The organism is Paenibacillus sp. JNUCC 35 (assembly GCF_058269095.1).
This window is the reverse complement of sequence record NZ_CM177771.1, coordinates 4,822,639-4,841,187: the sequence shown is the minus strand read 5'-3', so window position 1 is coordinate 4,841,187 and position 18,549 is coordinate 4,822,639. Positions and strand designations below refer to the sequence as shown.

Here is an 18,549-nt window from a genome sequence, read left to right as displayed (position 1 = left end):
ACGGTCAACCGGACAGCAGCTCTTCCGGCTGAGCATACAAAGAAGCGCGGCAGCGGGAAACCCGGCGGATGCTGCTATCCCGCACAGCCTAAGCCGAAGCAGGGAGGCGCGGTATACGGCGGCAGAAAAGGAACCGCGTTTCCTGCCTGCCGCCGTTCCTTCCGCTTGGCGGAAGCATACCTGTTTACCTGCAACCGAATCGCAAAGGAGTTTGCTCATCATGACAACCGGAGCCGCCGAACGGCGCTCATTTACGATGTTTAAGCTGTATATTCTTTTTTTGTACGGCGCTTTTTCGCTTCTGTTCACCTATGTGCCGCTTCTGTTTCTGGAACACGGCTTGACCCGGTTTCAGATCGGCATGCTGATGGCGGGAGGTCCTTTCGTCTCCATTCTGGCCAACCCGTTCTGGGGCTATTGGAGCGACCGGATGCAAAATGTGCGGCGTACGCTCATTATTTTGGTCATTTGCAACCTCATCGTGGTTCAACCTGTTTTTCACCTGCATTCTTTCTCCTGGCTTTACCTGGTCCTGCTTCTGTACTTTTTCTTTCAAAGCCCGACCTTTTCCCAGAGCAATAGTCTCATTCTAAGCACAATTGAAAATACTCCTTACAAGTTCGGCACGTTCCGCCTCTGGGGCTCGCTCGGCTGGGCTATTGCCGCCGTTGCGGCGGGACCCGTGCTGACTGCGGTTGGCATAGAACAGCTTTGGTGGCTGTACAGCGGTATTCTGATGATCTCGCTTTTGTTCGTTTTCAGCATTCCTCAGCCGAAACCCGCCGCTGCGGGCGATGCGCTGCCGGGAGGGGGATTCAAGCAGCTTCTGGGCAACCGTCCGTTTGTGATGCTGCTTTTGCTGGGAGTTCTGATTTCGGTCCCGAATTCCATTAATTCAACCTTCGTGTCCATCTACCTGACGGATATGGGCGGATCGGCGACTTGGATCGGCTGGGCCGCTTTTCTTTCTTCCGTTTTCGAGGCGCCGGTATTTCTCCTGCTGGACCGCTATCTGAAACGGGACTCCAGAACGATGTTTGTTTGCCTCGCCTTGGTCAGTCTGCTTTTCAGTATCCGCTGGCTGCTTATGATGCTGGTGGACAGCCCCATGCAGCTGATTTTTATTCAGCTTTTGCACTGCATTACGTATGGAGGCTACTATTATATTGGAACGAACCTGACAGGTCATTTGATTCCGGCCCGAATGCGGGCGTCCGGCCAAGCGGCGTTTGCGCTTACCTGGGGCGGAGTGTCCGGAATTTTCGCGGGATTCGCGGGAGGCTGGATGTACGATTCGCTCGGAGCCGGTAAAATGTACGGTATCGGAGCGGGGGTATCCTTGATCGGAATGATCGGGTTTCTGCTGATCTGGCGCGGAATGCGGCAGTCGTCGGCCGATCGGGGAACGGATGCGGCTGCAGGCGTTTGACAGATCCGGAAGCATTTTGACGGGAGTGGGCCTGACCGGCATGCTTTAAGATAAACGGCAGGGTTCCGGCATTGCGGGAAATCGGATGCCCGTGGCACAATGATAGTGGATGAAATAAGGCTTGCAGGGAGTAGAGGATTATGAATCAGATTGGAAATCAACAAATGTTGCGGGAGATCAACAAGTCTCTGCTGCTGAATAATATTTATGAGCAGGGTCCGATTTCGAGAGTGGATTTGGCCCGGAAAACAAGACTAAGCCCGACGACGGTTTCCGTCCTGATGGAAGAAGCGATCCGCGAAGGACTGGTGCGCGAAACAGGCACGGCCGGCTCGGGTGTCGGCAGGCGCATGACGCTTCTCGACATCAACGCGGCCGGCGGCTGCGTGCTTGGCGTAGACCTGTCCAACGCCCCGGCCCGCTGCGTTCTGCTGGACCTGAGGGGCAATTTGCTCGCATCGCAGCCTCTGCAGCCGGCGCAGCCTCTCTTTGGGCCGGAAGCGATGTGCAGCGAGCTTCCCCAGCTCATCCGCGCCTTCCTGGAGGAGCAGGAGACGCCGCTTGCCACCATCCGGTGGATGGGCGTATCGATTCCGGGGCGGATTGACGAGAAGCGCGAGAACGTCGTAAATTCGACCGTACTGGGCCTGGAGAACTTCCCGCTGAGAACGAAGCTTTACGAGGAGTTCAACATTCCGATGCATCTGGTGAACGATCTGGATGCCGCGGGTTTCGCCGAACGTTTTAACGGAACGGCCAAAGGTCTCCAGACGATCGTCTACATCCTCATCGACTATGGAATCGGCGCGGGTCTTGTGCTGAACAACCAGATCTATCGCGGCCGCCATGATCGTGCGGGACGTATCCGCGAGTTCAGCCGGTTCAGCACGGCGAATCTGTCCAAGCGTCTGCTGGAGACGTACCCGGACACCTTCGGCGATGTGAGAGACGAAGAGCCGCTCGTCGTCCGCCGTTTCGTGGACTTGGGCATGCAGGGAGCGAAGCCCTTCGCGGGAGAGCTGGAGGAGATCATCGAGACGATCGCCTCCTACTGCGGGCACGTCCTGCAGCTGCTCAGCCCCGAGCAGCTCATTCTGGGCGGCTGGATAGGCGAGAGCGAGCCGTTCTTCACGCGGCTTGCGGAGCGCATCCAAAGCCGCGAGCAGGCGATTGTGCCGACGCCTGTCCATTCGCCCCGGTGGAAGGAGTACGGCGCCTCCATCGGCGCCGCTACGATCGGCCTTCACCGGATGTTCAAGTCGCGGACCATGAGCTGACGGCAAAGACCGCAAAAAAACCTCGTGCAGAATGAACGTAACATTCTGCACGAGGTTTTTTGCGCTTGAGGACGGAAGGCTTAAGCTTCCGTCACGAGGGAAAGTTCGCGTCCGAGCACCCAGGCGCGTTCGAGTTCCAGCGACGGGCTGACGAGCAGGAAGTCCGCTTGTTTGCCGCGTGCGATGGAGCCCATGCGGTCCGCGACGCCCATCTGGCGGGCAGGGTTGCCGCTGGCGTATTCGCTTGCCTGCTGCACGCTGACGCCGATTTTGTTGACCATGAATTTGAAGGCATCGATCATGGTCAGCGTGCTTCCGGCCAGGCTTCCGCCTTCTTTCAGGCGGCAAATGCCGTCCTTCATGATCACATCGAGTCCGCCCAGCTTGTAATCGCCGTCTTCCAGGCCGGCGGCGGAAATCGCATCGGTGATCATGATGAGGTTATGCTGCTTCTTCGTCTGCGTCAGCAGCTGGACGCCGGCCGGATGCACATGCACGCCGTCGGCGATAATTTCCGCATGAATCCGCGGATCGGTCAGCACGGCGCCCGCCGTGCCGGGATTCCGGTGATGCAGGGGAGTCATGGCGTTGAACGTATGAACGGCATGGCTCAAGCCGTGTTCAACCGCGCGTTCGATCGTCTCGTAGTCGGCATCCGTATGGCCTGCGGCCGCAACGATTCCATGATCGCTGAGCCACTGGATGACTTCCATCGCTCCTTCCCGTTCGGGCGCGAGCGTCATCATTTTGACCAGCCCGGGGAAGCGGGCGTGCCAATCTTCAAGCCACTCGGATGTCGGCAGGGAGATGAATTCCGGGTTCTGGGCGCCGCTCCATTTCGGAGAAATGAACGGGCCTTCCAGATGTACCCCGATCAACTGGGCATACGGCATTCCGCCGCTGATATAAGCGTCTGTGGCGGTGATAACCGCATCCAGCGCTTCGCGGGAGGCTGTGACGGATGTGGCGAGCATCGCCGTGGTGCCTTTGGTGCTGTGGAAACGGGTGATCGTTTCCAGGGACTCGGCGGAAGCGTCCATGAAGTCGGCTCCGAAGCCGCCGTGAACATGCACGTCGATAAAGCCCGGCAGCAGCCAGCTTCCTTGCGCGTCTACGGCGCCCGTTAAATCAAGCTCCGCAAGTTCATGCGCCTTGTAGATGCGTTCGATGCGGCCGTCTACGGCGAGCAGCGCGCCGTTGTCGACGACTGTATTTTCCGTCACAATCCGGGCGTTAACGATTAATATGCGCTCCTGTGCGGAAGTGGACCGGCTCATACGAAATTCCTCCCTGCTTCGGAATCGAGCAGAACGATCAGATGCGGGTGTGTCTGCAGCAGGCTTGCCGGACACTGGGTCGTAATCGGGCCGGTCAGGGCACGGTGTACGATATCCGCTTTGTCGGCGCCGCGGACAACGAGAAGAATCGTTCTGGCTTTAAGAATCGTCCCTACCCCCATCGTGAGAGCGTGCGTCGGAACGTCATTAATGGAAGGGAAGAAGCGTGCGTTGGCTTCGCGTGTTTTGTGATCGAGTTCGACCAGGTGAGTGCCGCCATGAAGCTCGTCCGCCGGCTCATTGAAGCCGATGTGGCCGTTGTGGCCGAGACCGAGAATCTGCAGGTCCACTTGTTTGATCTCGTCCAGCTCGCCATTATAGCGCGCGCATTCTTCCTGAAGGTCGGAGGCGTTGCCGTTCGGAATGCGGGTGCGCTCCGGCTGTACATCGATATGGCGAAACAAATGCTCGTTCATGTACGTACGGTAGCTTTCGGCATGACCGTCGGGGAGTCCCACATACTCGTCCAGATTGTACGTGCGTACGTTTTTAAAGCTCACGCGTCCCTTGTTGTAAGCTTTTACGATTTCTTCGTAAATGCCGATCGGCGTGCTTCCCGTAGCGAGGCCGAGAACCGCATCGGGCTTCGTCTGTACAAGAGCGGTAATAATCCCCGCGCCCGCCTCGTTTAATTCCTGCTGATTTTCAAACTTGTGAATAATCATGGTTTACTCTCTCCCTTTGCTTCGGTATTTGCGGACCATGTGGTAGGTCCGTTCCAAACGGGTGACATGTTCGTCGAACCGGTCGCTGACCAGGCTCGTAAACAAAATGTCTATCACATGAAGCTGCGCGATCCGGGACGCCATATCTCCGCGGCGCATGCCTTCCTCCAGCGTAGAGGCGAACAGCTTGATGTCCGAAAGATCCGCCAGGGGATTGGAGCCGTATTTGGTCAGACTGATCGTCGTGGCCCCCCGCTCCTTGGCGCAAAGCAGCGCCTGAATCGTTTCAGGCGTGTCGCCGGAGTAGGAAACCGCGAAGGCAACGTCACCCGGCTGCAGGTTGGAAGCGGACGTGATCTGCATGTGAGGATCCGACCATGCGGTCGCGTACCTCCCGATCCGCACCAGCTTCTGGTGGAAATCGAGCGCTACGACGCCCGAAGTGGCGACGCCGTAAAGGTCGATCTGCCTCGCGCTCTGAAGCGCGTCGACCGCCGACTGGACCTGCCTCAGATCCAGAAGACGGGTCGTATCCGCAATAGAGCGCATATGGTTGGCTTCCATAGCCGACACGATTTTCTCCAGCGGATTCCCGGCGACGATATCTTGATAAGACTGGCCGGCAGGCTGAGTGGCGAGCTCTGCGCCGAGCTGGAACTTGAAATCGGTGTATCCCTGGAAATGAAACGTTTTGCAAAAGCGGGAAATCGTAGCGGGACTCGTCTTCGACTGTTCCGCCAATTCCGTTATTCCCATGCGCACCACTTGACTGGAATGCTCGAGAATATAAATGGCGAGAACCTGTTCCTGGCGGTTCAGCCCGTGCTTCCGTTCTTCAATGGCCCGAAGAATGCTGGACATAGGATTCCGCACCTTTTTGAAAAAAATTTTAGTCAAATCGTAGTTTATTAAGAAAAACATTTTCACATTCATTCTAAAATATTTTATCCTCAACATCAATAGGAAGTCCTAGTGAAAAGCGGACGAACACCGGAAAAATTTTCCGCGGGCCAAGTTGACAAGCCCGGCACGGTTTGCCATCCTTAAAAGAAAACCTTTAGGATGTGGAGTCCAGCTATGAATCAGTCCCCTGCACCGCAAGCGATGCTTTTTGATTTGGATGGAACGCTTTTCAAAACGGAAACGCTTCTTCTGCCGGCTTATCATGCGGCTTTCGACGCGCTTCGCCGCGAAGGAGTTTATGAAGGGCCGACGCCGTCTGACGAACGTATTCTCGGCGGGCTCGGCATGCTTCTCGAAGAAATCTGGGAGCGGGTTCTGCCCGATGTCCCGGCCGCGGTCCGCAGCCGCGCGGACGAGCTCCTGCTCGCCGAACAGATGGACCGGCTGCTCCAGGGAGAAGGCATGCTCTACGATGGCGTCGAGGAAACGCTGCAGGCGCTTCATGCTCGCGGAATCCGGCTTTTCGTCGCGAGCAACGGTCTGGAGGATTACGTCCGGGAAGTGATCCGGCTGAAGGGGCTGGCGCCTCTATTTACGGGGCTGTACAGTGCGGGCGAATACGCAACGAAGTCCAAAGTGGATCTTGTCAAACTGCTCCTGGAGCAGCACGGCTTACAAAGCGCCTGGATGGTAGGGGACCGCTCTTCCGATGTGGAAGCGGGTCACCGCAACGGGCTTAAGGTGATCGGCTGCGATTATGCGGGTTTCCGTTCCGAGCGTGAGCTCGACGAAGCCGATGTCCGGATTACGGCATTTCCGGAGCTGCTCGGCCTTCTTCCCCGAGAGGAAAACTGATCGGACAAGCCGTCTTTAAATCAGCTGAATAAAGAAAATCTCCGGCGGGACAAGTTTGTCCACCTGCCGGGGATTTTTGTTTCTAGGCGGAAGTTATTCGGTGTATATAGGGTAGACCGTCCCGCGTTCCCGTATTTATTTTTTACGTAAAATTGACCGGACGCAGCATGGCCGTTGATGTTTCTCGGGTATGCTGGTACGACGGGAAGAGCGGCGGCTGCTTGAACGGAATTTCTTATCAATCCTTAAGAAATGAAACCTTTTTAATCCGGCCTGCGTTAAAGGGACAGGAAGAATACGGTAAAGTTGGAGGAGGAAGAAGAGCGTGGGTGCATCCCGGTTATGGAAAAAAATGCTGATTGTGTTCGTTCTGGCTTTTGCGCTCGGCCTGAGGCTATTCTACGTACTGGGAGAACAATACGAGCCTGTGGAATACGATCAAAAGAACTATACGACGATGGCGGTACAAATGCTTGAAAAAGGGATTTACGGCTACAACGAGGCCAAGTCCAACACGTTAGTGACTCCCGGATTTCCCGTATTTCTGGCGGCGATTCTGGCCGTATTCGGATACACGGATATAGAACGCACGTTTATGGTGGTACGGGTTTTACAGGTTTTTATCTCGCTCGCGGCCATCTGGTATATCTACAAGATCGGGCTGAGGCTTTTCAACCGGGCGACCGGCCTGATTGCGGCATTTTTCGCTTCCGTATACGGAACCTTCATTGTCGTGAATTCGTTGATCCTGACGGAGGTCATATTCCTGACGTCGTTTATGGCGCTCATTTATTATCAGGTCAAAATCGTACAGGAAAACCGCACCAGGGATCATCTCCTTGCCGGACTGCTCCTTGCCCTGGCCGTTCTGATCCGCCCGAATACGCTGGTGGTGGCGCCGGTTCCTTATGTTTTCCTGTGGTTTCAGCACAAGAAGCCTTATTTTAAAGAAATCAGCTTCGGGGTCCTCGCTTTTGCGCTGGGGATGCTTCTTTGGTGGATACGCAATGCGATCACCTTTCACGAAATTATTTTCATTTCCAAAGGAGGAGCGGGAAATCCGCTGTTAGGCGGAACCGATCCTTATTACCGGGGAACGCTGGACTGGAGCAAAGTCGATTTCAACAACCAGCAGGGAGAGGCGATTAAGCGCATCAAAGAAGGGCTGCAGACCGATCCGGCCCTCTGGATCCGCTGGTTTACGGTGGGCAAAATGAAAGAGATGTTTCTGAACAAGCTGTACATAGGAGATTACGGCTCCTCGGTGCCTGCTTGGTATGCACCCTGGATTCCAAGATTTCACAAGTTTCTGGTCTATGCGGGAATGGGAGGCTCCCTGATCGCCTTCTTTATCCATAAAAGCTACCGGTTTCTGATCGCCGTATTTCTTATCCTGCTGGGGACGCAGCTTATGTTTATCCCGGAAGCACGTTACACGATCGGCATGATGCCGTTTCTTATGCTGATTATTTCCGCGCTGCTGGTTCAGGCGGTTTCCTATGCGGCAGGGCTGGTACGCGGCCGCAACAAGACGGGAGGCGGAGTCCGGAAGGATGTCCGTTCGGAAACGGACGGAAGCAAGGCTGTCTGAGGCGGTGTTGCCGCAAAGACCCTACTCTGTCAAGCGAAAAGCCCAGGCCGGCGAACTGCGGAGGGTCATCCCGAGATTCCGGTTCGTACCTTCTGCCGGAAAAAGAAAATAAAAAAGCACTCGCATGGAGTGCTTTTCATTACCTTGGGAGGGCGGCAGCTCTCCGCCCCCCCATGTTGATTGATTCCGGCCGGGGGACGATCAGGCCTCGTCCGGTTCGTCTTCCTTGGCGGCGGCAACGGCCCCGGCTGCGGATGCGGGCTCCAACTCCGCGGTCAGGGGCGCGGGCTTCGCTACCGGCTTGGCGCTCCTCGACGTCAGGCCTTTGATAAGCCCCTCGACGTCGATTCCGGAGACGTTCTTGAGCATCTCGGGCGCGGTAGCCATCAGCGAGGTGACGTAGTTGCTGATGCGCGCGGCCCCTTCGCCGTGGCCCGTATCGACAACGGTCAGCTTGTCGATGCCTTTGATCGGTTCGGCGACCTTGCCGGCCAGCTCCGGAAGCATCTTGACGATGATGTCCAGCACGGCCGCTTCGCCGAACTTCTCGAACGCCTCGGCGAGCCGCTGCTTCGCTTCGGCCTCGGCCAGACCGCGCAGCCGGATGACGTCGGCTTCGGCCGTACCGCGGGCCCGCTCGGCATCGGCAAGGGCCAGACCGTCAAGCCGCTTCTGCTCGGCCATCGCTTTGGCCTCCGCTTCGATGCGGAACTGGAGCGCTTCCGCTTCGAGCATTTTGCGCGACTTCTCGGCTTCGGCGGCCTGCACGACCGAATACCGGTCCGCGTCGGCTTTCTTCTTCACCTCGGCGTCGTACTGCTTCTCGCGGCGCAAAATCTCTTTGGTTTCGAGGTCGATTTCGCGCTCTTTCCGCACGAGTTCCACGCGCATCTGCTCCTCGACTACGCTTTGCTTGGAGCGCGCTTCTTGGATGTGGTAAGCCTGATCGGCTTCGGCCTTGGCCATGTCCTGGTCTTTCTTGAAGGCCGCGACCTTCAGTTCCTTCTCTTTGCTGGCCTCGGCAATGTTCGTATCCCGCAGAAGCTCGGCTTTCTGCCCTTCTTCCTCGGCTTTCGCCTTCTGGATACGGGCGTCCCGCACGGCTTCCGCTTCGGCGATATCCGCATCGCGCTTTACGGCCGCGATTCTCGGTTTACCGAGGGCATCGAGGTAGCCGTGCTTGTCGCGGACGTCCTTGATCGTGAAGGAGACGATCTGCAGGCCCATTTTTTTGAGGTCCCGCGCCGCAACGCCCTGTACTTCCTGGGCAAACCGGTCCCGGTTGCGGTATACTTCCTCGACCGTCATGGAGCCGAGGATAGCCCGCAGGTGGCCTTCGAGAACCTCCTGGGCTTCGCTTTTCAGCGCTTCGGTCGGTTTGCCGAGAAACTGCTCGGCTGCGGTCGCCACATCTTCGACGGAACCGCCGATTTTAATGATGGCGACGGCGTCCGTCATAACCGGCACTCCCTGCTCGGTGTACACTTCCGGCGTCATGACGTCCAGCTTGTGGGAGAGCAGGGAAAGGAACCGGGACTGCTGGAAGATCGGCAGAATAAACGCCCCGCCGCCGCGCACGATTTTCATTTTGCGGCCGGAATCGTCGATGCTGACGTTTTTGCTCCCGAGAAAAGAGCCTGTGACGATCATCGCCTCATCGGGACTGACCGTTTTGTAGCGGGCCCAGAAGGCAATACCGAGAATAAGGATGACGCCGACTACGATACCGGGGATGAGCAGTACATCTGTGTTCAACATGGGCAAAACTCCTTTGCTTGGTTAGTTAAGAGGATCGGAATCCAGCGGGGAGACGAGCAGCACGCTGTTCTTAACCTCCACGACGACGACACGGAGGTGGCTCGGGATGCTCCGTCCGTCGAAGCTTTCCGCGATCTGATTGGTCACTCCGCCGCCGGTCCGAACCATGACCTCGCCGTAGCCCGAGGCGGGCACGGGCACGGTGACTTCACCGATTTTGCCGACCAGCTCCTGCAGCGAGAAGGCGACCGAATTTTCGCTGTTTTCCATCGGTTTGACGTAGACGAGGTAAACGAGGACGGACAAAACGGCGGCTATCAGCAGAGAAAGCCCTCCGCTCTGCCAGGAAGTGAGTTCCGTGTACCTGGAGAGCAGAATGCCGGCCCCTCCGAAGGTTGTAATTCCCCCGACGAGAACCGCCGGCTGCAGGAATGGCAGGTGGTGTCCGGAGGTGGAGTCGAGCATACCCGAGAGATGGCCGAGAACTTCGCCGAAAATGAGGGTAGCCAGGGCAAAAAGAATGCCGGCTATAAAAAGGCCCCAATACCAGGATTCCATGTCGTCCCTCCCTTATCAAATACTGGATATTGGTTATGGGATTCTATACGGGCGAGGCGGAGAAGGGTTTCGGTCCGAAATTAACGGGGTTAATGATTCAGGGGTTGTCCTTTCCAGCAGGAGGGATATCCTTTATACTGAATAAAGCTGATTTTGAATACAGTGGGCTAAAGGCCTTACAAAGAATAAAGAAAATTGCCGCCAAAAGCCTGCACAACTTGACTACCGCAGCTGGACAAGGTGATTGAAAAGCAATGAAGGAGGAAGCAAGAGGTTATGCCCAGACAAAGTGATGTACTCATTATTATTCCGGCCTATAATGAAGAAGACGCCATCGAACAGACCGTCGATCATTTGCGGAAACACGTTGAGTACGATTATCTGATCGTGGATGACGGCTCCAAAGACCGCACGGCGGCGATTATCCGGGAGCGGGGTTACAACGGTGTGCGTCTGCCCGTCAATCTCGGCATCGGCGGAGCCATGCAGACCGGGTACCGCTATGCCGCGAGACACGGCTATAAATATGCGATCCAGCTTGATGCGGACGGGCAGCACGACGCCCGGGACATAGACAAGCTGGTGCGGGAGATCCGCGAGTCCGGCTCCGATATGGTGATCGGTTCCCGTTTTGTCGAGAAGAGTTCTTACAAAAGCAGCCTGCCCAGACGGATCGGCATCTACTATTTCTACATGTTGATCCGCATTCTTACAGGGAACCGGATCTTCGACCCGACGTCGGGATACCGGATCGTCAACAGCAAGATCATTGGGGAATTCGCCACTTATTATCCGGTTGATTATCCGGAAGTGGAAATTCTCGTCTCCATGGCCCGCAGCAAATACCGGATCAAAGAAATCAGCGTGGAAATGAAAAAACGGCAGGGCGGCGTCTCATCCATTAATCCGATCCGATCCGTGTATTACATGCTGAAGGTGACTATGTTTTCGATCATCCGGAGAAGCTTCTAGGGAGGGCAATCATTTTGATTCAGGCTATTACGATCGGAGTTACGGTCATTTTCTTGTTTCAGATTCTTTACTACACCAGCAAGCATAAATTAAGAGACCGCCATGCGTTCACCTGGATTATGATCGCCCTGGCGGGACTTGTCACGGGCATTTGTATCCCGCTGCTCAACCGTTTCGCTATCTGGATCGGCGTGTCGTACATGCCGTCGCTGATCTTCCTGATCGTGATCGTGGTCACCCTGAGCCTGCTCGTCCATCAGACGATCCTGCTGTCCAAGCAGCAGGAGCAGATCAAGACGCTCGCTCAAGAGCACGCGTATCTGGAGAACGAAGTGATGCTGCTTAAGGAACAAAGCCGAAACCAAGATAGTTACACAGGAGCGGGGAGACGGGAAACGCCATGAATCCGTTACATATCGGACTGATTTTGTTGAATACGCTTATGCTGGTAAGCGGTCAATTTTTGTGGAAATTCGGGCTTTCGCGCAAAACGGACTCTTTCGAAAACCTGCAAAGTATCATTCATCTTATGTTTTCCCCGTTTATTCTGGGGGGGCTTTTCATTTACGGGCTTGCAACGGTTTTATGGCTGTTTATCCTGAATAAAGTGGATATCAGCATCGCTTACCCGATGCAGAGCATCGCTTATCTGATTACTGTCATCGGTGCGTATTATATTTTCAACGAACAAATGTCGGTACTTAAAATCGCCGGTTGCGTAGTGATCCTGATCGGCGTGGGAATGATCGGTTTATCGGCGCGTTATTCGTAACGCGCTTTTGATTTTTTTACGGAAAGCGGGGAATGCATCATGTCGCACAGGCTTCGATCTATACCGGTCCGGGGCTGGCTCTGGATTGTCGTGCTGCTCACGACACTGCTGAAGCTGGCGGTGGTGTTTACATACGGTTCCTCCTACAACTTGGGATCGGACGACCAGTCTTATCTGGAAACCGCGCGAATCTGGCTGGAAAAAGGAATATTTACCTACAATGACCCGTCGAAGCCGACGGTGTTTATTACGCCCGCTCTTCCGGCTTTTATCGCCCTGTTTATGAGCGGACTAGGAACGGGGTACGTGCTGGAGCAAACGATCCGGGTCGTTCAGGTCGTCATGGTTTCTTTCTCGATGATTCTTTTGTTCAAAATCGGAATCCGGCTGTTTAACGAGAGAGTCGCGCTTATCGCCGTCGTTTTGACGGCCGTTTATCCGCCGATGTGGAACATTTCGTTTTATATTTTGACGGAAGCCTTGTTTGTGCTTGCTCTGATGCTTCTGGTGCATGGCGCGTTGAAAGCGATGGACAAGCCGACCGCGGGAAATGCCGTCTGGTTCGGGCTGGTGTGGGCGTTTGCCGTTTACGTAAGGCCGACGATCGCGCTTTGGCCGGGGTTTTTTCTGCTGCTGCTCATTTACTGGCGGACGATCCCGTGGAAAAAACTGGCGGCTTGCCTGGCGGTCTCCGCTCTGGTATTTGTCCTCTGCCTCATGCCGTGGTGGGTCCGCAACTACGAAGTGTCCGGAGGGCAGTTTATTCCGCTGACGAAATCCAGCGGCAATCCGCTGCTCCTCGGCACGTTTCCTTACGGCCCTCCGCCTGTAGCCGAACAGCGGACGTGGCACGCATCAAGCGATCTGTGGGTCAATGACGCGTTCGACACGCAGTGGGCCAAGGAGCGGATCCGGACGGGCTTTGCGGAGCAGCCGCTGTACTACCTCCAGTGGTATACGATCGGGAAGTTTGCGACCTTCTGGGGGGACGTGTACTATTGGAACGCTGTAAATTGGGTTAGTCTCATTCTGCCCGTAGGGATTCACTATACGATCCTAGGGTTCGGCATCCGGGGGATCTGGCTGGCGAGAGAAAAGCGGCTGGCTTACCTTCTGACCGTGCTGTTCGCCTACATGTCTCTGCTTCATATGATTTATTTGGCGCATTCGCGGTATTCGGCTCCGCTGATGCCGTTTATGGCTCTTTTTGCCGGCTACGCGATTCTCCAGGCGTGGGAAGGCAGAGGAAGAACAGGCGCGGCAGTCGGCCGCAAACATCAAAAACCATCCCTTCCGTAAAGTGAGGGATGGTTTTTTTTATGGGTTCATTTGGTCTTGTTTTTGTTTGCCAGATGCACGCTGTAACCGATAATGCGCGCCAGCGATTTTTTGCGGATGTGGGGTTCGTCGAATTTCATCGGTTTGGAATTGGCTTCGAAAAACCAGATGCGTCCGTCGAGATCGACGCCCAGATCCATCGACATCTCCCCGAGCTTCTGCTTGGAGGTCTGTTCTACGCTGTTTGCCATAAGCAGTGCGGTGCTGCGCGTCCGCTGGAGAATCCGCTTGGCCTTGAGCGGCCCGAATGATTTCTCCAGCAGCCGTGCCGGATCGTCGATGGAGCCTCCCCGAGGCACATGTGTCGTAATGCTCTGCCTGCCGGCGACTCTGGCTCCGATTCCGGTTACGCTCCACGTGCCTTTCGACGTTTTCTGAAGAAGCGCTCGCAGATCGAAAGGACGTTTGTTAAAACTTGAAAGGCGGATTCCCTGCTGAATGATGTAGCTTTCGTCCTTTTTGACCTCGGCAATCCGGTTCCAGACATCGGATAAGTTCGTGAATAACTCGTAATGCGAATTCACAGTTTCCTGCATGGTCAGCTTGTAAGTCTGCGCTCCGCTTTTCTTCGTGATCCGTTCCAGGCGCATGATCCCCTTGCCGGCTTTCCCTTCAACCGGTTTGAGGTAGATGAAAGGGAACCGTTTGAGCATCGACTCCAGGACGGCCTGGCTGCTCAACTGCTTCGTAACCGGCACGTATTTGCGGATTTCGGGAGACTGATCGAGCCATTCGAAGAGCGTCCATTTGTCGAAAAAGAACGGATTGAACAAGTGAACCTGCTTGCTGCGGATGCAGGCCTGGATCGTCCGCTGAACGTCACTCTGAATTTCGAGCCGGCGTGTCGGGATCCGGTTGTAAATGACGTCGGGAAGAGGCATCAGCTGTTTGTTCCATTTTTTCGCGGTCAACTGATAGCAGTAGGCCTGAACATGCTTGCCGCTCAATTTCAGATCGGATGTAGTGACTACATAAACGAGAGCACCCTGTTCGTAGCCGGCTTTAATCAAATCAATGAAATTTTCACGATTTCCCGAGAATCGGCGTTTTGGATCGGGTGTTGTTAAAATTCCGATGCACAGAGGCTGCTGCTTTTTATGGGCGCTAACGTCCACTAACCATCCCTCCTCGCACGAAAGCGGCTTAAATAGACGCAGTGCTCATAGATATAGTTAAGGGAAGCTTTATCCTGGGCTTTCAACCCCGGGTGTTTGAAGATGGAACGTCCCGGCTTCGCATTGGCTTCGAACATCCACGTTTTCTCGTTCTGGTCGATGCCGAGGTCGAATCCGAGCTCGCCCAGACGGTGATTGTAATTTTTTTCGATCGCTTCCGCAAGCTCGATAGACGTCTCTTTCATCCGGGACAAAACAGCGTCGCTTCTGCTGCCGTACACCTGTTTCAGCGCCTGCTCCGCCGTCATCAGCTGGCCGCCGTTGCGCAGGTGGGTCGTGACGCTTCCTTTGCCGGCTTTTTTAGCGCCGATGGCGGCGACGACCCACTGATTGTTTCCGTTCTTGGTCAGATGGAAGCGGAAATCAATGGGGCAGCCGTCGATCTCGATCAGCCGGATTCCCTGCTGGGTCACATAGCTGGTCAGCTTTCCGCGGTTGATGCCGAGCATTTTGACGAGCCCTTCGAATTTGTTGAAGCGCAGCAGTACATTTTTGCCGTTGCGGCGGTAGCGTACGAAATATCCGCGGTCCGTCGAATACGTAATGCGGTAAATGCCGATGCCGAGGCTTCCGGCCGTTGGCTTCAGATAGATAAATTTGTGGCGGGTGAGAAGGTCCTTCAACTGATCCGCCGAAGGATCCAGGACCGATTCCGGTACGTATTTGAAGGCCGGATCGTTTTCAAGCAGCCGGTACACATCCCATTTATCGAAGAAAGCCCAGTTGAATAAGGGGATATCCCGTTTGACGAAGCGCTGCTTGAAGTCCTCCATGGAGACCAATTTCTCCGCTTTGCGGCTGGGAAGACGGTTGTAAACCACATCCGGAAGAGGAACGGTTTTACGGACCCAGCCTCCCTGCGGTTGAAGCATATAGCCGTTTACAGTGCCCTGCTGCCAGTTGACATCCTTGGGCGAAAAGGCGATGTGGAACGATTTGCGTTCCCCCGGCTGCATCAGCGAGCGGATAAACGGAGTTCTCGTTCCGAAAGGACCGGACGTGGTGCTGGCCACATTCGTCAGAATTCCGATTACGGGACCGAGCCGGATATCTTTGCCGCTTCCGCTCGCTGCCAGGCACGGACCGATCCGCGGAAGTTTCACGGAAGTAATGGCGGACTGGGGCAGATAGAGGTGGAGTCCGCTTTTTTTGATATACCGGGCCGGGAGTGTAATGGACTTGGAGCCGACCTGGAGCTGCAGCGTCTTGCTTTTTGACAAGCGCAGCGCCTTGGCCAGTTCACCGGATACCAAAATACTTTTTTCCTGTTTGGAATTTACGTGAACCGTGCACGTCGTCAAACTCATTGGTTACCCTCCTAAACTTGTTGCCCCTGCCGGTTCCCGCTGCGTTCTCAGCAAATAGGCGGCGTACCGGACCGGATTAGAGGCGGCTGAGCGGGCGGTTTTCCCGCCGTCAATGCTCTGGAAGGCTGCTCTGCCGGGCTTGGAATTAACCTCCAGAATGTGGATGCGTCCATCCCGGCAAACGCCGAAATCGATGCCCAGCTCGGCCAGACGCCCATGCGACGATTCCAGAATAAGCGCAATTCGATGGGATAAAACGGACAGTGTTTCCATCAGCCTGCCGGACGCCCCGCCGGGAAATTGTTCCCTCAGAAAAGCTTCGGCCTCGCAGGCGGTGCCGCCGCCGTGGAGATTGGACGTCACGCTCCCCGGACCGCCCGAGCGTACAACCATCCCGGTCAACTTCCAAAGGCCGTGTCCGTCTTTTTGCATAAGAGAACGGATATCGTAAGCCGTACCGTCCGGTGTAGTCAGCGGCAGGTACTGCTGGAGCAAATAGCGGCGTTTGCCTATGAAACCGCGGACCCAGCGCCGCATCTCCAGCGCCGTGCCGAAATCCCGCTGCAACGGACAGTTTGCCCGGTCGCGGCCGCGTACGCTCCAGGAAAAGTCCGGGCCGGGACTGCGGTAAACATGCAGGGCGCCTTTGCCGTGCATGCCTGCTTCGGGCTTCAGAAAAGCGGCCCCGTGCAGCTCAAGCCACGGTTCAAGCTGGTACGGCGCAGTCAGACGCCGGGTAAGCGGCAAATGCGGGGCGAGAGCCGGGTCGGCCGCCAGCAGGCGCTGGACGTCCCATTTGCCCCGGAGGCCTCCGCCCAGAAACCGGATCCCGGGCAGCTGGTGAAGTTGGTTCAGCTGCCGGCGGTAAAGCCGCTGCTCTGCGTAATTGGAGCAAAAGCAGCGGTCATAAAGGACGGCAGGAAGAGGGAAGGTGCCTTCTCTCCAGGTGGAATCCGAGGGACTGTACAGGAAGCCGTCCACCGTCTCGTACTCGAAAGAGATTCCGTCCGGGCTGAACACGATGACCTCGATTCCTTCGGCCGCCCCGTTCTGGCCCAGCTTCCGGAAAAAGGGTTCGGAATCTCCGGCGGGCGCCGCTTTACCCGGCGAGGCCAGAACGCCCAGACACCGATTCACTGCATGATCCACACGACCCACCGCCTTCTTGTTCTACATAAAGCCGGACAAATAAACGGCATAATCAAGGAGACGCCGGACGGACGGCCGCACGAGCGCTTCCTCAGCCGCGGAGGGAAGGGAGAATTCCTCGCGGGAAGGCTTGGAGTTCACTTCCAGCAGTTTTACCTGCCCGGCCGCGTCCAGAGCCAGATCCACGCCGAGCTCCCCGAACGTTCCCTTCACGTTCCTGCTGATGGCCTGAGCGACTGTCAGCGCCGTACTTTTTAAAGTACGCTGAATGCTCCCTTTGCGTGAGGCCAAAGAAGTCCCGGCCAGCGCCTCCTGGACGGCCGTCATCGTTCCGCCTCTCGCGAGGTTGGATACGAAGTGCTGCTCCGCCGCGATCCGGGCCACGATGGAACTCAGAACCCATTCTCCTCCGCCGTCTCTCTGAACGAGGGCACGGAAATCGACGGGGCGGCCGCCGATCGTCAGCAGGTCCAGGCCTTCCTGGATCTGATAAGCCTGAGTCCGGATTTTTCCCGCCAAATGGGAGTAAGCCTCGAAGAGATCGGGATAGAGAAGGACGACGGTCCCGCTGAGCGCGGAGAACCGGACTTCACAGCTGCCGTCCTCCAAGACGTGCAGGCGGAAAATTCCTTTGCCGAGACTGCCGGAGGCCGGTTTTATAAATAAGGTCCGGGACCGGCCGGACATGGCCTTCAGCATGTGATAGTTGGAGAACGGATGAGATTCCGGCAGGCAGTCCTGAAGAGCGGTCTCACTGCACAGGGCGGAGAATACGGCGTTCTTATCCAGGTATTTATCGTTGAAAATGTGCGTCTGGTGACGCAGTTGAACGGCTTTGAGGAAATGCTGGACTTCCGGTTTGTTTTCGTATTTGCGTGAAGTCAGCCGGTTGTAAATAACGTGCGGGACGGGAAAAATACCTTTTCTCCATTCCTCGTCGTAATACAGGCCTCCCAGATCGGGAAAAGTGTGTATTTCTTCGGGAGAAAAAAAGAACAGGCTGACCCCGGCTTCCTCGCCTGCTTTGGTCAGCTCCCGGCAGAAGGTTGTCATGGAGCCGAAGGGCATTTCCTGAGACGAGTAGAGCCTGCTGAGCAGAACCCCGACGAGCGGACCCGCGTAAAGCGTGGCGGCGGAAGGCTGATAAACGAGCGAAAGCCTGCATCCGCCGCGAATGCCGAGCCGGCGCCCCAGCGCCGGATGAAGGCATAGCTCTTCGTCCGGACTCGCGCCCGGTTCCGCAGCCGTCCGGACCACCGCTTCGCAGGACGCGGAACCGAAGCGAAGCTTGACGGCGCTGTCCGGGGCCAATCGGTACGCCCGGATTATCCCCGCGCTCAGCAGAACGGTCCGTTCGTCTTCGTAGAGAGCCGGATCGAGGCTGCGGACATGGAAGATGCGGGTCATAGGAAAGCTCCTTCGCTTCGCGGTACAAGCGGTACCAGCGGCTGCAACTAAAGAAT

The 18,549-nt window shown here is 56.1% G+C and carries 17 protein-coding genes; 8 read left to right on the top strand and 9 right to left on the bottom strand.

Going from position 1 to position 18,549, the window contains the following annotated elements; genetic code table 11:
* The first annotated feature begins 220 nt into the window (after positions 1-220).
* On the top strand, positions 221-1,429 hold the full coding sequence (locus tag AC2TF6_RS21865) for an MFS transporter (protein WP_491308473.1): 1,209 nt from the start codon (positions 221-223) through the stop codon (positions 1,427-1,429).
* Positions 1,430-1,569: 140 nt separating this feature from the next.
* Complete coding sequence (locus tag AC2TF6_RS21860) at positions 1,570-2,706, top strand: ROK family transcriptional regulator (protein WP_491308472.1); 1,137 nt, start codon at positions 1,570-1,572, stop codon at positions 2,704-2,706.
* A gap of 80 nt (positions 2,707-2,786) precedes the next feature.
* Here the strand turns inward: AC2TF6_RS21860 and nagA are convergent, their stop codons facing one another.
* From nagA to AC2TF6_RS21845, 3 genes are read right to left on the bottom strand one after another with little or no spacing between them, the layout of a single operon-like run.
* The gene (gene nagA / locus AC2TF6_RS21855; protein ID WP_491308471.1) at positions 2,787-3,983 is read right to left on the bottom strand and encodes an N-acetylglucosamine-6-phosphate deacetylase; all 1,197 of its coding nucleotides are present in this window, start codon (positions 3,981-3,983) and stop codon (positions 2,787-2,789) included.
* On the bottom strand, positions 3,980-4,708 hold the full coding sequence (gene nagB / locus AC2TF6_RS21850) for a glucosamine-6-phosphate deaminase (protein WP_009674569.1): 729 nt from the start codon (positions 4,706-4,708) through the stop codon (positions 3,980-3,982). The genes nagA and nagB overlap by 4 nt, the downstream gene beginning before the upstream one ends.
* A gap of 3 nt (positions 4,709-4,711) precedes the next feature.
* Positions 4,712-5,569: a MurR/RpiR family transcriptional regulator gene (locus AC2TF6_RS21845; RefSeq protein WP_405080011.1), complete on the bottom strand. Its 858-nt coding sequence runs from the start codon at positions 5,567-5,569 to the stop codon at positions 4,712-4,714.
* A gap of 216 nt (positions 5,570-5,785) precedes the next feature.
* On the opposite strand from AC2TF6_RS21845, the gene AC2TF6_RS21840 reads away from it, so the two are divergent.
* Both AC2TF6_RS21840 and AC2TF6_RS21835 read left to right on the top strand, forming a co-directional pair.
* A complete protein-coding gene (locus AC2TF6_RS21840) occupies positions 5,786-6,466 on the top strand; it encodes an HAD family hydrolase (RefSeq protein WP_491308470.1) in 681 nt (226 codons plus the stop codon).
* Positions 6,467-6,791: 325 nt separating this feature from the next.
* Positions 6,792-8,057, top strand: coding sequence for an ArnT family glycosyltransferase (locus AC2TF6_RS21835; protein WP_491308469.1), 1,266 nt, complete (start codon positions 6,792-6,794; stop codon positions 8,055-8,057).
* A 201-nt stretch (positions 8,058-8,258) separates the two neighbouring features.
* On the opposite strand, the gene floT is transcribed toward AC2TF6_RS21835, so the two are convergent.
* Together floT and AC2TF6_RS21825 are read right to left on the bottom strand one after the other, a co-directional pair.
* A complete protein-coding gene (gene floT / locus AC2TF6_RS21830; RefSeq protein WP_491308468.1) occupies positions 8,259-9,815 on the bottom strand; it encodes a flotillin lipid rafts scaffold protein FloT in 1,557 nt (518 codons plus the stop codon).
* A 21-nt stretch (positions 9,816-9,836) separates the two neighbouring features.
* A complete protein-coding gene (locus AC2TF6_RS21825; RefSeq protein ID WP_491308467.1) occupies positions 9,837-10,373 on the bottom strand; it encodes an NfeD family membrane protein in 537 nt (178 codons plus the stop codon).
* A 276-nt stretch (positions 10,374-10,649) separates the two neighbouring features.
* Here AC2TF6_RS21825 and AC2TF6_RS21820 point away from each other — a divergent pair, with 276 nt between their 5' ends.
* The 4 genes from AC2TF6_RS21820 to AC2TF6_RS21805 are packed head-to-tail and all read left to right on the top strand — an operon-like array spanning position 10,650 to position 13,416.
* Positions 10,650-11,345 (top strand): glycosyltransferase family 2 protein, encoded by a 696-nt coding sequence (locus tag AC2TF6_RS21820; protein WP_491308466.1) that lies wholly within the window; start codon positions 10,650-10,652, stop codon positions 11,343-11,345.
* Positions 11,346-11,359: 14 nt separating this feature from the next.
* Positions 11,360-11,749: a DUF2304 domain-containing protein gene (locus AC2TF6_RS21815; RefSeq protein ID WP_491308465.1), complete on the top strand. Its 390-nt coding sequence runs from the start codon at positions 11,360-11,362 to the stop codon at positions 11,747-11,749.
* Positions 11,746-12,117 carry an EamA family transporter gene (locus tag AC2TF6_RS21810; protein ID WP_491308464.1) on the top strand — a complete coding sequence of 124 codons (372 nt, stop codon included), beginning with the start codon at positions 11,746-11,748 and terminating at the stop codon, positions 12,115-12,117. Before AC2TF6_RS21815 ends, AC2TF6_RS21810 begins: the two co-directional genes overlap by 4 nt.
* 39 nt (positions 12,118-12,156) lie before the next feature.
* Positions 12,157-13,416 carry an ArnT family glycosyltransferase gene (locus AC2TF6_RS21805; RefSeq protein WP_491308463.1) on the top strand — a complete coding sequence of 420 codons (1,260 nt, stop codon included), beginning with the start codon at positions 12,157-12,159 and terminating at the stop codon, positions 13,414-13,416.
* Between the two features lie 26 nt (positions 13,417-13,442).
* Here AC2TF6_RS21805 and AC2TF6_RS21800 read toward each other — a convergent pair whose 3' ends face one another.
* The 4 genes from AC2TF6_RS21800 to AC2TF6_RS21785 are packed head-to-tail and all read right to left on the bottom strand — an operon-like array spanning position 13,443 to position 18,493.
* A complete protein-coding gene (locus AC2TF6_RS21800; protein WP_491308462.1) occupies positions 13,443-14,570 on the bottom strand; it encodes a YheC/YheD family endospore coat-associated protein in 1,128 nt (375 codons plus the stop codon).
* Positions 14,570-15,937, bottom strand: a complete 1,368-nt coding sequence (locus AC2TF6_RS21795; protein WP_491308461.1) for a YheC/YheD family endospore coat-associated protein — start codon at positions 15,935-15,937, stop codon at positions 14,570-14,572. The genes AC2TF6_RS21800 and AC2TF6_RS21795 overlap by 1 nt, the downstream gene beginning before the upstream one ends.
* A gap of 3 nt (positions 15,938-15,940) precedes the next feature.
* Positions 15,941-17,086: a YheC/YheD family endospore coat-associated protein gene (locus tag AC2TF6_RS21790; protein ID WP_491308460.1), complete on the bottom strand. Its 1,146-nt coding sequence runs from the start codon at positions 17,084-17,086 to the stop codon at positions 15,941-15,943.
* A gap of 21 nt (positions 17,087-17,107) precedes the next feature.
* Entirely contained in the window at positions 17,108-18,493 is a 1,386-nt protein-coding gene (locus AC2TF6_RS21785; RefSeq protein ID WP_491308459.1) for a YheC/YheD family endospore coat-associated protein, read from the bottom strand.
* Positions 18,494-18,549: the final 56 nt, after the last annotated feature.